Below are 13,703 nucleotides of genomic sequence, written 5' to 3'. Positions count from 1 at the left end.
CTTCGGGGGACAAGGGTGGTCCTGCTGATACCAGGAAGTCCCGTCCGATGGAAGAAGCGTCCCTGAACGACGGCCGCACCGCCTGGCGAAGATCGAAAACATCCGATCCGAAGGAGCAGCAAATGCGGACACTCATCGTCCACGCCCACCCCGAACCACGGTCGCTCAACGGCGCGCTCAAGGACATCGCGGTGACCACCCTGCGCGAGGCCGGGCACGAGGTGCAGGTCAGCGATCTGTACGCGATGCGATGGAAGTCGACGGTCGACGCCGACGATTTCGGCGAGGTGAGCGGCCCACTGCGGGTCCCCGCGGACTCCGGCCACGCGTACGACACCGGCACACTCAGCGCCGATATCGCGGCCGAGCAGGAAAAACTGCTCTGGGCCGATACCGTGATCTTCCAATTCCCGCTGTGGTGGTACTCGATGCCCGCAATCCTCAAGGGCTGGGTCGACCGGGTCTTCACCTACCACTTCGCCTATGGCGTAGGCGAACACAGCGACACCCGCTACGGCGACCGCTACGGAGAGGGCACCCTCGCGGGCAAGCGCGCCATGATCGCGGTGACGATCGGCGGCCGCGAACCGCATTACACCGACCGCGGCATCAACGGCCCCATCGACGATCTCCTCTTTCCGATCCAACACGGCATCTTCTACTACCCCGGCATGGACGTGCTGCCCCCATTCGTGACCTACGGCACGGATCGCCTTTCGCCCGAAGACTTCACCGATACCGCCAAGGCCTGGGAGCAGCGCCTACTGTCGATCGAACAGACCGACCCCATCGCCTTCCGCACCCAGAACGGCGGCGACTACGAAATGCCCGCCTTGCGCCTGCGTGAAGGCCTGGAACCCAAGGGCCGCACGGGGTTCGGACTACACATTCGTGCCTGACGCGAGGGACTGAGCCGGATTACTCCGAGGTGGGCTACCAGGGAGCGCACCGGCCTCATGGGTTCAGAGTTTGCGATCTGCTGCTGGGATCAGGAGGGGGCGGGCGAAGTGGTAGATCTGTTCTGCGGCATCGAATTCCATGGTTACGGCCGCGCCGGGGGAGTCGCCCCATTCCGCTGGAATCGGCGTGCCCGGCCAGGTGTGGCCGCCGCCGAATACTGTCCACGCCGTTACCTGCGTACCGCCGAAGCCGCCGGTCACAGTGTGTCGGCTCGAGTTATCGGTCGTAATCGCGGCTCCGTCATGCCCGCAGCGGTCGAGTGCCCGCCAGTGCCGAGCGGTTTCGACCAATCCCAGTGTGCGGCCGCGAGGTTCACCGTTGGGGCCGCGGTGGCGCGAGTGGCCGCCGGTGATCGGTTGAATCGGATCGGTATCGCCGTTGATGAGCATCGCCGAGACCGCATGGGTGGGGCGGATATCGAGCAATGCAGCAGGGAAGCCACCGGCGACCGCGGCGAATACCGGCACTCGATCGGCGGCTGCCAGTGCGAATCGGTGAGACATGAACGCGCCGTTGGACATACCGACGACGAGTGTCCGATCCAGTGCGGTGCCGAACCGGTCGGCGCACCAATCGATCACTGCGCGCAGAAACGACACATCGTCGACCCCGGCCTCGTCGGCCGTTGTGACACCGCGCCCGTCGGCCCAGCAACCACCGTGACCATCGGGATAAGCGACGGCAATGCCCCATTCGTCGGCATGGGCGGCGAAACTTGTCCAGTCGTACATGATCGGCCGGGTGTACACCCGCGCACTGCCCGAGTGATTGCCGTGCAGCACCAACACCAACGGCGCATTCCGTTCGAGCGGCGGACGCACGGCGAACCGGCGCGCGAGCCCGTCAACGGCCAACTCGCCGGTTATCAGTTCATCGCCCACCAGCACTGGTATACCGCCTCAACCACCACCTCGGCCAGGTGACGAGCTTTTCGAGTTGCGCGAGGGCGATGTCGAGTTCGAGGTACGACCCGGTTTGCCGCACAGTCGCGATTTCGAATAGATCAGATAGGGGAAAGGTGTTGCACTGCTCGGTTTCAAGCATCGACCAGATGTGCGGCGCTGCGCTGTGCCCAGCGCGCGATCGGCCCGGTGCAGAGTCCAGCGGTGAGGAATATGCCGCCGAGCAGAACCCATCCGGCCTGGCCGCTATCAATGCAGACCACGCTGAGCAAGGCGGGAGCAGCGGCGACGAAGACGCCGGTTCCCATGCCGAAGATCCCTTGATAGCGGCCTTGAGCATGGTCCGGCGCCAGCGCGAAACTGAGTTCGAATTCGCCTGCGGCGTGGCCGATTTCGCCCAATGTGTGCACCGCAACCGCGAGTATCAGCACGAATGCGGCAAATACCGGCGAGCCTGTGCCGCTTACACAGAACAGCACGCAGCCCAGCGCCAGCAGGACGGCGGCCTGGCGGGTGATCGTGATTCCGTCGGCGATGGAACCGACGCGGCGGCCTGCGCGTACCTGGAGAAAGACGACCAGCAGGGTGTTCGTCAGCAGCAGCGGCGAGACCAGCCAGGCCGGAGCAGCGGTGTGGGTGACGATCCACAGCGGCAGCGCCACGGTGAGCACCGCATACTGCAGCGACAGCACGCCGTATACGCCGGTCACCGCCAGGAATGGCAGGTCCAACCGGCCAGGACCTACGCTGCGGTCGCGGTCGGTCCGACACAGCGGGGGCTGCCGCGGAATGCGGGCGACTACCAGCGCGGTGAGCAGGAAACTGGCGGCATCGACGAGGATCAGCACCGAATATGCTGTGCGCGTATCGAATCGGATGGCCAGACCCGCACCGGCGGCACCGATCGCCACGCCGATATTGGTGACGGATCGCAGATAGCCACGCAGACGCGCTCGCGCGGCCCCGCCGATCCGTGCGATCAGCGCGCCACGCACGGCCCTGCTGCCTTGCTCGGCAATGCCGACCGCGGCCGCGACGACCACGAACACCACGAAACCGTGGACCAGGAGGAGGCTGCCGGTGGCCAGGGCCTCGGCGATCAGCGTGACCAGGTAGATCTCGCGCGCACCGAAGCGATCGGCGAGGTGGCCGACCACTGGCCCCGCGCCGAGTCCGGTCACGCCGGCGATGGTCAGTCCGATTCCCACGTCGGTGCCGCTCAGCCCCACTGAGCGGGTCGAAAAGAGCACCGCACCGGCGAGATACAGACCGTTGCCGATGGCGGTGATCAGCACCGCGCAGGCCAGTGTCCGGGCGGCGCCGTTCATCGCAGGACCATGGCTTCCCCAGGTCCGGGACACGGCAGATCCGCCCATTGGCCGGGCGGAATATCGGCGAGTGCGCCGATGAGCGCCAAAGCCGTATTGGCGTGGGTGACCACGACCAGCCGACCGGTGGTCCGGGGACGGCCGGCGCAGTGGCCGAGCAGCACGGGAACGGCCCGCCGCGCCACCGCCGCCAGCCCTTCCCTGCCGTCGAATGCGCCGATGTCGCCCGCCATCCAGCGGGCGTAGCCATCCCGGTTGGTACCGGCGACTTGGGCCCGAGTGCGGCCTTCCCATGATCCGAGCGACTCTTCGCGCAGCCCGCTGCTGATCGTGATCCGGTGCGGGTCGAGCCCGGCGGCCAGGGCGATCGCCGCGGCGGTTTGCCGGGCACGCGTCAGGTCACTGCTGAGGATTCGTTCCGGGAGTGGTCGCCGCAGTGCCCGGCCGAGTTCGGCCGCGCGGGTCCGCCCCTCGGCTGACAGGGGGATGTCGGTATGGCCGCTGAATCGCCCTGCTCGTGACCATTCGGTCGGGCCGTGCCGGGCAAGGACGATCTCCCAGTCAGGTGCGGCCACCGGCGCCGCCCGAGACATCGATGGAACTGCCGGTCACATAGCAGCAGATCGGCGAAAGTAGCAGTGCCGCAACGGGAGCCACGTCCTGTGGTGTTCCGAAGCGGCCCAGCAGTATGCCCCGGCGGCTCGCCTCGGCCGCGCACCAGTCCTCGAACGGCTCGGCTGTCCCGGCCGCGAGGTAGCGGGCGTGCTGGCGGTCGGTCGTGATCGCACCGAGGCTGATCGCATTGACGAGAACCCCGGACGGCGCCAGTTCGACTGCGAGCGAGCGGGTCAGGTTGGCCACGGCGGCGCGCGTCGCGCTGACGGCGGCCATGCCCGGATCGGGCGCATGGGCGGTGACACCGTTGACGACCACCACTCGTCCGGCGTCCGACTCGCACAGCGCGGGCAGCGCCGCGGTTACGAGGTTGAGCACCGATCCCACCTTCACTTGGAATTGGTTGTGCCACTCCGGTTCCGGTGTCCTCAGCACACTGCCGGAGATGCCGGCGCCCGCATTGGCCAGCACACCGTCGAGCCGTCCGAATCGTTCGAGAGCCTGTCCGACGGCCTGTTCGAGAGCTGCCGCATCCCGAACATCGGCGGTGTGCGTCAGCAGCCGCGCGGCGTGCTCAGGTGGTAGCGCGGCACGCATCTGCTCCAGCGCCGCGGTATCTCTGGCGCAGGTCGCGACTGCGGCGCCCTCGGCGAGCAGCAGCGCCGCCACCGCTCGTCCGATGCCGCGGCTGCCGCCTGTGACGTAATAGGCGCGTCCGGCCAGTCCGAGATCCATCGCGGTCAGCACCGTCCCTGCACGGGTGCGAGGTGCTCGTCCAGCCACGCGATGACAGAGTCGTACACGCGTCGCACACCGATATGGTCGTCGCTCGCCAGCAGCGCATCGATCACATAATCCGACACCTTCGCGGCCCGCCCGGGTCGATCATCCCGGCGGGAGTGGAAGCGCAGGACGCCGGGTAGATCGCAGCGCACACCAGGGGGGGAGCGATCGTGCAGAGCGCGGCACCACGAGATCCCCATAGCAGCGGCCCGGTTCGGGCATCGTATGTTCGACCGGCACGTCGATGCCGGCCTGCCCGAGACAGGAAGCCTGTTCCAGATCGATACCGAGGGCTTCGCGGGCGATCAGGTTCAGATTGCCGCCGCCGGTGCGGCAAGCGATCTCGCAGAGCATCGGGCCGTGGTGTGGGTGATCGAAGAACTCGCAATGAAAACTCATGGTCTCCGCGGGGACGGGCAGCGCGCGCAGCAGCCGGGTGAGGTAATCACCGGCCGCCACGACGCGTGGATCGTCGGCGTCCAGCAGCAGAATGCCATGCGGTGCCAGCTCGATCAGCGAGTGCAGGCAGGTTCGGGTGTAAGCCCCGATCATGACGGCTCGGACCTGTCCGGCTCGCATCAATCCGTCCACCGAAAGCATCGGTCCCGCAATCCGTTCCTCGACGAGGTAGTCGGTGGGGTCGTCACACGACAGCGCGCGGGCATGCGCCCAGGACTCGATCTCGGTTCGGTTGTGCAGTTCGATGACGCCGACCGAGCCCGACCCGTCGACCGGTTTGACCACGACACCGTCGGGGTGGCTGTCCGCGAAGTCCATCAAGGTCGCAACCGAGTCGACCAGCCGGTGGTCCGGAACACGCAGCCCGGCCCGGCCCGCCAGTGACTTCATGACGGACTTGTTCCGGAACGCGGTGGCCGATGCCGGGCGCTGGCCTGGAATATCGAGATAGGCGCGCAGCTCGGCGGCTCGGACGAGATCACATTCACTCAGCGCGACGATCCGGTCGAAGGGCTGTTCGGCGTGCTCGGCCGCCACCGCTTGATCGACAGCCCGGTTGCGCTTCCAATCCGGGAAGAGGCGCGGTGCGGTCGAGTATTGGTGTGTCCCAGCGAGAAAGGTGCGACTCGCGGACGTGTCCTCGGCGAAAAGGGTTGTCCGGATGCCGAATTCCGACAACCAGCGATCGTAGCGATGCGTTGCAAGCGGCTTCTTCGACAGTACCGCCACCCGGCGCGGACGCTCGCGGATCAATTCAGCCACCGAGCCTCCTCGGTCCACCAGCGCGTCGTCTCCCGGATTCGCTCTCGCACCTGTTCGGCGGTGTCGGCATGCACCGCGACCGCCGCCGCCGAATGTGCGGCGTACTCGGGTCCGTGCGCGAAAGCGCCTGCGGGCATATGCAACTCGACCTCCGTCCCGGCAACCGGACAGGCGCCCGTTGGCGGTTCGAACCGGCCGTGTCCGGGTGGGAAGAGCACCCAGCCACCGGCGTGGCGCGGCGCCGCGGGTTGATGCGTCAGTTCGAGGCCGAGTCCGCACTGCCCGCGCAGATTCTCCCGGGACAGATGTACGCCGAACGCTTCCCGATAGGTGCGGGCGATGAGGGCCCCGCCGGTTCGTGCGGCGACCTCACAGAGCACCGGCCTGCCGTGCGCCGGTATCCACGCCTCCAGGTGGAAACTCGTCGGGAAAGCAGGGGTCGGCAGTGCGCGGTGGACATCGGCGGCAAAGCGTTGCAGCAGACAGGTTCTCGGGTCGTCGGGGGCGAGCAGCACGCTGGACAGCTCGGACTCCGTCTGTGCCGCTTCGGCATTGCCGCTGTTGTACTGGCTCGGCCAGCAGTGCACCACCGCCGCGTCGGCTATGACACCGTCCACATGGAAGAAGTCGCCTTCGATGTATTCCTCGGCGATCCACCGGCCCGAACACTGTGGCGCCGCGGGCAATTCGCCCGATGCGAGGAATGCGGTGACGTCCGATCGGCCGCGCAGGATGCGCACCCCGATGGACGCGGAGCCTCGACGCGGCTTCACGACGACGGGCAGTCCTACCTCCTCGGTGAACTCCATCAGGTCGGTGGGCCGGTCGATCGCCCGCCGCCGCGGGACCTTCACTCCGGCCCGTGCGGCCGTATCCTTCATGATCAGCTTGTCGCGGTAGGCGCGCGCGGATTCCAGTGTCTGCCCTGGCAATCCGAGCCGGTCGCGCAGTCGTGCGCTGCGCAGCACATCGTCTTCACTCGAACTGGCGACGAGACCGACCCGGTGTTCGCGTGCCGCGCATTCTGCCGTCCACTCCGTGGACCACGATTGGTAATCCGATACGGTCCGGCAGTCGCGAAACCGGCCGCGCACGTCCGCGCCGATGTCGGCCAACGCGCCGGGCACGGTGACGAGAACGGTGTCGGTCACGACCTCCGCGAGCCACTCGTGCAGCGGGCGCTCGATGAGCGGTTTGCGCGAGAGGAGCAAGATCCGCTGCGGCACAAATTCATTCGGCATCGACGACGGCGAGCGGCAATAGTGTTGCAGGCTTCCACTCGGGCGCGGGGTTCACCACCCCGGTCGGGGACGACCAGTTGAGCCGCGCCGGGCACGATGCGACACCGTGGGCGTCCATGATCTTCGGATACAACTCACGGCGACGTTGTACGCACGCGAGCAGGCCACCGTCTTCGGGAAACCAGCTGCCCAGGTACTCGTCGGAGAAATTGCACACCAGCGCATGACCGCAGGGCTCGCAGTAGATCTTGGCCACATTGGCGCAGTCCTTGACCGTGAATCCCAGATTCCGTGCGGGCGGATAGCAGGAGACGGTCACCTCGGGACCCCCGGGCTGCTGGATCTCGTCGTAGAGCTCTTCCATGATTCCGGTGAACCGGTCGAATAGTACTGTGGGACTCAGGCTCAGCTCGGTCTGATTGGCCGCCGCGAGTCCGGACGGAATCCACGGCTTGATCTGCACGACGTCGACGCCGATCTCGCGCATGATGCGATAGATCTTCGGTGCCTCGTCGAAGTTGTGCTTGCCGAGCCCGATTCGGATGAACACCCACAGTCCGGCCGCCTTGGCCAGCCGGATATTGCGCAGAATCAGTTCGGCGTCACCGGATTTCGAGCCCTTCATCAGGGCAGCCAGCCGTGCGGCATCGGCGGTGTTGTAGGTGACCTTCACCCCGGACAACTTCATATCGACCAGTCGGGCGATCCGCTTCTCGTCCAGCAACGTGCCGTTGGTCACCAGGCGTGTGGTGATGCCGCGTTCGCCGAGTGGTCGGAAGACCTCCTCGACGAGATCCAGCGCCATCAGCGGCTCACCGCCGGTGCCATAGACCGCCTCGGGCCGTTCCGGCTCGGTAGGCGAGTCGATCCAGTCGAACAGCGACTGCGCGAAGCGCCCGGTGTCCAACGGATTCAACCGTTTCCCGATGTAGTCCTCGTTCACACAGAAGATGCACGACCGATTGCATCCGTCGAGAAATTTGACCTCGACGCCGTCGACCGGCAGATAGCCGGCCAAATCGGTCTGCGGGAAGTTCTCGACCCGGAACTTGTGGTATCTGTCCGAGAGCGCGTCCCGCTCGCTGGCCATCACGAGATCTCCTGTCCTGGAGTTTATTTCGCATCATTGTCCGAGTGCCGCCCGGCTCGGCAAAAGCGTTGGGATGCAAGGAAAGCAGGCCCGCTTCGAGCCAAGAGAGATTGTGCGTCATCGGACTGTCGCGAGCCCTTCCCGGCATTGAGAACGCCGGTCGCGCGGCACGGCAGCAGCTCGTGCGTGCCGTCGAACTGCGGGGAGAGGTCGCGCTTCGACGATGCCCGTGTCCTCGTCGACGTCTATTCGCATCCGATAGCCGGGTTCGAACTCGGTTGGGGCCCGGCCGTCGGTCGCTCAGTTGTACTGTGGGAGGCCGAGATTCAGGCCCCCGTTTCCGGGATCGAGCCGGTGGTGTGGTCGATCGGACTCACCCTCGAGTCTCCTTCGCGCCCATGGGAAGCCGCGGATCGATCGCCATATCCGCCCAGGTGCCGCGCAGCCACGTCTGTGCCGGGTCGTCGCTGATCCGCCAGGCCCGCTCCGGTCCGGGACCGGCCATGATGTTCAGGTAGTACATGTGGTAACCGGGCGCGGCGATGGACGGTCCGTGGTAGCCGTGTGGCACCAGCACCACATCGCCGTCGCGGACCTCCTCGAGCACATCGATCGGCCGCTCGGGGGTCCCGTACACACGGTGGTAGCCGAAGCCGGGCGAATCGTCAGCGCCACGGGCGAATTCGAAGTAGTAGATCTCCTCGAGCGGGGTCTCGGTATCGGAGAGCTCATCGTGTTTGTGCGCCGGGTACGACGACCAGTTGCCGCCGGGAGTGATCACCTCGCAGGCGATGATCGAATCGGCCTCGAAGGCGTCCGCCGTCGCGAAATTGTGCACCTGGCGGCTGCAGTTGCCCGCACCGCGCAACTCGACGGCCACATCGGCGGCAGGCACATAGCGGAACGGCAGCTGCCGCTGGGCGACGGCGCCGCCGAGCGCAAATCGTCCGCCGCCGGTACTGGTTACGGTGTAGGAGCTGTCCCGCCCGATATAGGCGAAATCGGTCGGGCCGTCGAAAACGCATGTGCGCCCGGCCAATTCGTACGACTCGCTGGCACTGGCAACGGTGCACGAACCGGATAGCGGTACCACCACGATCTCATCGGATCGGCTGTGCGTGCGATGCGACTGACCCGGCGCGAGCTCGATGATGTGCAGGCTGGCGTGGTCCCACCCGGCCGCCTCCGGGGTGAGCGCCACCGTGTACGGCGCGCGATAGGTGCGGGCGGCGGGCACGTAATGCTTGCTGTGCATCGCGATCACCGGACCAGTGATACGGCCGTATCGACCGCACCCGCGACATTATCGTCCTGCGGATACAGCAGGGCACGACCCACGATGAGGCCCCGAACACCCGGCAGCGCAAGGGCTTTCGCCCAGCGCTCGTAGGTTTCGTCCGGGCCGGTCTGCGGATCCCCGCCGAGCAGCAGGGTGGGCAGGGTGGTGGCATCCATGACCCGCTCCATCTCCGCTACGACGGGCAGCTTCAACCAGGTATAGGCCGAAGTGGAGCCCAATCCCTGCGCCAGATGCACGCTCTTGATGACCGCATCCGGTGACAGATCGTTGACCACTTTGGTCCCGGGCCCATCGGGCCGATGCGATATGAACGGCTCGAGCATCGCGGCCAAACCGAGCGCGGCGAGCTCATCGATGGCGGCGGCGCTCGCGGTCATCATCGACAGCGTGCCCGGATCGGTGAGATCGAACCGGTTGAGCATCTTCGCGCCGTTGAGTCCGGCCGCGGCGGTCGCCCGCGCGGTATATCCGGTCATCCGGTCGTCGAGTTCGAAATCCGCGCCTGCGATGCCCCCGCGGTTCATCGAGCTGAAGACGACCTTGTCCTCGAGCGCGCCGATCAGCAGGAGATCCTCGATGATGTCCGCGGTGCCGAGCACACCGTCCACGCCAGGCCGGGCCAATGCCGTGACCAGCCGGTCCAGCAGTTCCCTGCGGCTGTTCATGGCGTAGGGGTTGCCGGACGCCGACAGCGCACCGCGGGCCGGGTGGTCGGCGGCGATGATCATCAACCGGCCGTCGCCGCGCACCAGAGCGCGACGGGTCCGCGTGGCGAAAGCCCTGGCGATGGCGCCGGGATCGGCCGCACGCAACTCGGTCAGCTCGGCATAGGATCGCAATCCCACGGGTGCCGGGGTCGGTTCGGACCCGCCCGTCTCCCGGTCACCGCCCCTTATCGAATCGCTGCGCGATGCCACCTTCACTTCCGGGCCTTTCCAATCAATGACAGCGCGACGAGATCGTCGATTTCGGCGCTGGTCGGCATGGCGGTGGAGCATTCGAGCCGGGCGGCCACAATGGCCCCGGCGGCATTGGCGCGACGCAGGACGGTCTCCAGCTCCCATCCGGCCAGCAGACCGTGACACAGGCTCCCGCCGAAGGCATCGCCCGCGCCGAGGCCGTTGAGCACCTCGACGGTGGCCGGTGGCACCACGACGGATTCGCGGCGGGTCTTGCCGAGCACCCCATCCGGCCCCTGTTTGACGATGGCCAGTTCGACACCCAGATCCAACAGTGCGTCGGCGGCCCGCTGCGGATCGGTCTCGTCGACGGCGATGCGGCACTCTTCGCGGTTACCGACTGCCACCGTGACCTGGGTCAGAGCCGCGCGCACCTGTGCGCGGGCCTGTTCCTCATCGGCCCAGAACATCGGCCGGTAGTCCAGATCGAGTACGGTGAGCGGCCGCCGTTCCCGGATCGACCACGCATCGAAATGCGCTGTCCGAGAAGGCTCTTGGCACAAGCCGGTGACAGTCGACCAGTACACGCCCGCACTGCGGATGATGTCGGGATCCACTTGGCCGCCGATGATCTGCAGGTCCGGCGCGCTGGGTTCGCGGTAGAAGTAGAGCGGGAAATCGTCCGGCGGGAAGATCTCGCAGAAGGTCACCGGGGTCGGCAGGCGATCGGTGGTCTGCACGAGGGCATCGGATACGCCGAGCCGGACCAGTTCGCGCCGCACGTATCGACCGAAGGGATCGGCGCCGACGCCGGACCACAGCGCGGTGCGCCGACCGAGCCGCGCCGCCGCGACAGCGACATTGGCGGCACTGCCACCGAGGAACTTGCCGAAGGTGTCGACATCTTCCAGCCCCACTCCGGATTGGAGCGGATAGATGTCGACGCCGACCCGACCGGTCGACACGACCTCGAATTGAGCATTCACAGGCTGACTCCAGGGTTCGGTCCTCGGGGGGACGGGCATAGCCGCGTATCCAGACTGTGCGCCCGTCATACCTGCTTGTCAAGACTTTGTCAGGACATACTTACTTACGGACATATGCAACATGAACTGCTCGGTGTGATTTACAGTGGAAGAAATGGCGCTCACCTGCGCCCGCTCGCCCCGAGGAGCCGACGATGCCCGCGCCACTGGATGTCGCGATCGACCGCTCGAGCCCGGTCCCGCTGTATTTCCAACTGGCACAGGGCATCCAGAACGCGATCCTGGAAGGTCGGCTCGCCCCGGGCGATCGCCTCGAGAACGAGCTCGACCTGGCCAAACGGCTCAATCTGTCGCGGCCGACCACACGGCAGGCAATCCAGGCGCTGGTCGACAAAGGACTGCTGATGCGCAGGCGCGGGGTGGGCACTCAGGTGGTGCAGAACCAGGTGCATCGGCCGGTCGAATTGACCAGTCTGTACGACGATCTGCTCACTGCGGGTCAGGAACCGACCACCGAACTGCTCGACTATCAGCTCGGCGCTCCGGATCCCGATATCGCCAAGGAACTCGGCGTGTCAGAGGACGCCCGCTTCGTGACCTTCCGCAGGCTGCGCCGTGCCGGGAGTGCGCCGCTGGCCGTCATGACCAATTACGTGCCCGCCGAATTCGCCCCCGCGCCCGACCAGCTCGAACTGCACGGATTCTATGAATGCCTGCGGGCCAAGGGAATTCACATCGCGCTCGCGCGCCAGCGGATCGGTGCGCGCGGCGCCACCAGGGCCGAGGCGCAGCTGCTGGACGAGCGCACGAACGCGCCGTTGCTGACCATGCAGCGGGTCGCCTTCGATGATTCCGGGCGTCCGATCGAAATGGGTAGGCATGTCTACCGGGCCTCGCGGCATTTCTTCGATACGACAGTGCTGAGTCGCTGACCTGCCGAAACGGCCGATCTTTCCAGTCTTCTCAGGTATTACGCCCGGCACGGATCCGGGCGAGCACCGCGCGCAGCGGTGTCACGTGAATGCCGTGTTCGGCCAGATGCCTGCGGGTCTTCAAGCGGGTGATCAGCACGCCGGTGATGGCGATCAACCAGATCGGGTATTGGACCAGCCACGCCAGGCGGAACGACGAGAAGCTGTATCCACCGGTGCGATCGAGCACGAGGCCCATGGTCTCGATGACCAGCAGGGTCGCCAGGAAGCCGCCGATATTCACCATGCCCTGTGCGGTGCCGAGCACGGTATTCGGGTTGAACATGCGGGCGTAATCGAATCCGATCATCGAGCCGGGGCCGCCGACCGAGATGACCACGACCAGCAGTACCAGCAGCCAGATCGGGGCAGGTTCGTTGCGCATCAGCACCACCGTCCAGACAGTGGCGTTGGCGCACATGATGGTCAGCACCAGCCACGATCGGCGCAGTGGATAGCGAGCACTGAGGACGCCGAGTATCGGTCCGGCGGCGATCGCCGACCCCACCGAAACCGTCAGCAGCAGGCCCGCACTGGACTGCGACAACCGTTGTGCCGAAACGAGATACGGGACACCCCACATCAATGCAAATGTGGTGATGGAGAACTGGGTGCCCATATGGGTGAAGAAGCCGAGCCGGGTGCCGGGATGGGTCCACACCGCACGGATCTGGGCACCGACCTCGCGCAGCCCAGCGGGCTTATCGGTCGTGGTCTCGCCCGGTGGTTTATCCCGGATCAGCGCCGCGGCCAGGACCGCGAAGAGTGCGCCCAGCGCCGCGGCCGACAGATATGCCAGCGGCCAGCCCGCGGCGCGCAGCACCGCAAGAAACGGCAGTGCCGAGATCACCTGGCCGAACTGCCCGAGTATGCCGGTGAGTTGGGAAATCAGCGGCACCCGCCGCGGTGCGAACCAGTGCGGAACCAGCCGCAGGACCGAAATGAAGGTGAAGGCGTCGCCGGTGCCGACCAGCACCCGGCCCGCAATCGCCAAGGGAAGCGATTCCGTAGCCGCCAGCACGCCCTGGCCGAGCGCCATGATCACGGCACCCGCGACGATCATCGCGCGCGAGCCGACCCGATCGAGCATCAACCCCGCCGGAATCTGCATTCCGGCATACACGATGACCTGCAGCACAACGAATCCGGACAACATCGCGGGACTGGCATGGAACCGCTCGGCGGCAGCCAACCCGGAAACACCGAACGATGTCCGCTGCAACACCGCGATCACGTACGCGGCAACACCGACACCCCAAATCGAATAAGCCCGTGTCGTGTGCACCCTCGCAGCGTAGTTCTCGCTATCCGTCGTCGGGATGTGCGCCGGGCTCGAGTGACAAGGTCATCGGTGAGCGCTACCGCTCCGGGGGTGTATCGCTTTCCCCACTGGGTGCGTTGCTTTCC

The 13,703-nt window shown here is 66.3% G+C and carries 13 protein-coding genes; 2 read left to right on the top strand and 11 right to left on the bottom strand.

The features are described 5' to 3' along the window. The first annotated feature begins 122 nt into the window (after positions 1 to 122). On the top strand, positions 123 to 899 hold the full coding sequence (locus ACIBW7_RS21610; protein WP_397048883.1) for an NAD(P)H-dependent oxidoreductase: 777 nt from the start codon (positions 123 to 125) through the stop codon (positions 897 to 899). A gap of 63 nt (positions 900 to 962) precedes the next feature. Here the strand turns inward: ACIBW7_RS21610 and ACIBW7_RS21605 are convergent, their stop codons facing one another. The 10 genes from ACIBW7_RS21605 to iolC form a co-directional block, all read right to left on the bottom strand. Continuing rightward, positions 963 to 1,841, bottom strand: a complete 879-nt coding sequence (locus tag ACIBW7_RS21605) for an alpha/beta hydrolase family esterase (protein ID WP_397048880.1) — start codon at positions 1,839 to 1,841, stop codon at positions 963 to 965. 155 nt (positions 1,842 to 1,996) lie between these two features. Next, a complete protein-coding gene (locus tag ACIBW7_RS21600; protein ID WP_397048878.1) occupies positions 1,997 to 3,190 on the bottom strand; it encodes an MFS transporter in 1,194 nt (397 codons plus the stop codon). Further along, positions 3,187 to 3,765, bottom strand: coding sequence for a histidine phosphatase family protein (locus ACIBW7_RS21595; RefSeq protein ID WP_397048876.1), 579 nt, complete (start codon positions 3,763 to 3,765; stop codon positions 3,187 to 3,189). Before ACIBW7_RS21595 ends, ACIBW7_RS21600 begins: the two co-directional genes overlap by 4 nt. Continuing rightward, positions 3,752 to 4,588: an SDR family oxidoreductase gene (locus tag ACIBW7_RS21590; protein WP_397048873.1), complete on the bottom strand. Its 837-nt coding sequence runs from the start codon at positions 4,586 to 4,588 to the stop codon at positions 3,752 to 3,754. The genes ACIBW7_RS21595 and ACIBW7_RS21590 overlap by 14 nt, the downstream gene beginning before the upstream one ends. A gap of 102 nt (positions 4,589 to 4,690) precedes the next feature. Further along, on the bottom strand, positions 4,691 to 5,809 hold the full coding sequence (locus ACIBW7_RS21585; RefSeq protein ID WP_397048871.1) for an acetyl-CoA carboxylase biotin carboxylase subunit family protein: 1,119 nt from the start codon (positions 5,807 to 5,809) through the stop codon (positions 4,691 to 4,693). After that, entirely contained in the window at positions 5,797 to 7,050 is a 1,254-nt protein-coding gene (locus tag ACIBW7_RS21580; RefSeq protein ID WP_397048869.1) for an acetyl-CoA carboxylase biotin carboxylase subunit family protein, read from the bottom strand. The genes ACIBW7_RS21585 and ACIBW7_RS21580 overlap by 13 nt, the downstream gene beginning before the upstream one ends. Beyond that, positions 7,040 to 8,140, bottom strand: coding sequence for a radical SAM protein (locus ACIBW7_RS21575; RefSeq protein ID WP_397048867.1), 1,101 nt, complete (start codon positions 8,138 to 8,140; stop codon positions 7,040 to 7,042). Before ACIBW7_RS21575 ends, ACIBW7_RS21580 begins: the two co-directional genes overlap by 11 nt. 373 nt (positions 8,141 to 8,513) lie before the next feature. Continuing rightward, entirely contained in the window at positions 8,514 to 9,395 is an 882-nt protein-coding gene (iolB, locus tag ACIBW7_RS21570; protein WP_397048864.1) for a 5-deoxy-glucuronate isomerase, read from the bottom strand. A 5-nt stretch (positions 9,396 to 9,400) separates the two neighbouring features. Further along, positions 9,401 to 10,285, bottom strand: coding sequence for an aldolase (locus tag ACIBW7_RS21565; RefSeq protein ID WP_397048862.1), 885 nt, complete (start codon positions 10,283 to 10,285; stop codon positions 9,401 to 9,403). A 74-nt stretch (positions 10,286 to 10,359) separates the two neighbouring features. Further along, positions 10,360 to 11,364 (bottom strand): 5-dehydro-2-deoxygluconokinase, encoded by a 1,005-nt coding sequence (gene iolC, locus ACIBW7_RS21560; protein WP_397048860.1) that lies wholly within the window; start codon positions 11,362 to 11,364, stop codon positions 10,360 to 10,362. Between the two features lie 155 nt (positions 11,365 to 11,519). On the opposite strand from iolC, the gene ACIBW7_RS21555 reads away from it, so the two are divergent. Then, on the top strand, positions 11,520 to 12,257 hold the full coding sequence (locus tag ACIBW7_RS21555) for a GntR family transcriptional regulator (protein WP_397048858.1): 738 nt from the start codon (positions 11,520 to 11,522) through the stop codon (positions 12,255 to 12,257). 31 nt (positions 12,258 to 12,288) lie between these two features. On the opposite strand, the gene ACIBW7_RS21550 is transcribed toward ACIBW7_RS21555, so the two are convergent. After that, on the bottom strand, positions 12,289 to 13,581 hold the full coding sequence (locus ACIBW7_RS21550; RefSeq protein ID WP_397048855.1) for a nitrate/nitrite transporter: 1,293 nt from the start codon (positions 13,579 to 13,581) through the stop codon (positions 12,289 to 12,291). Positions 13,582 to 13,703: the final 122 nt, after the last annotated feature.

It is taken from the genome of Nocardia sp. NPDC049526, from assembly GCF_044465765.1.
GTDB lineage: Bacteria > Actinomycetota > Actinomycetes > Mycobacteriales > Mycobacteriaceae > Nocardia.
This window is presented reverse-complemented; position numbering and strand designations above follow the sequence as displayed.

Bases quoted from the DNA above. Each gene is read 5' to 3' on its own strand.
- ACIBW7_RS21610 (WP_397048883.1), top strand. From the start codon at position 123: ATGCGGACACTCATCGTCCACGCCCACCCCGAACCACGGTCGCTCAAC.
- ACIBW7_RS21600 (WP_397048878.1), bottom strand. From the start codon at position 3,190: ATGAACGGCGCCGCCCGGACACTGGCCTGCGCGGTGCTGATCACCGCC.
- ACIBW7_RS21580 (WP_397048869.1), bottom strand. From the start codon at position 7,050: ATGCCGAATGAATTTGTGCCGCAGCGGATCTTGCTCCTCTCGCGCAAA.
- ACIBW7_RS21575 (WP_397048867.1), bottom strand. From the start codon at position 8,140: ATGGCCAGCGAGCGGGACGCGCTCTCGGACAGATACCACAAGTTCCGG.
- iolB (WP_397048864.1), bottom strand. From the start codon at position 9,395: ATGCACAGCAAGCATTACGTGCCCGCCGCCCGCACCTATCGCGCGCCG.
- iolC (WP_397048860.1), bottom strand. From the start codon at position 11,364: ATGCCCGTCCCCCCGAGGACCGAACCCTGGAGTCAGCCTGTGAATGCT.
- ACIBW7_RS21555 (WP_397048858.1), top strand. From the start codon at position 11,520: ATGCCCGCGCCACTGGATGTCGCGATCGACCGCTCGAGCCCGGTCCCG.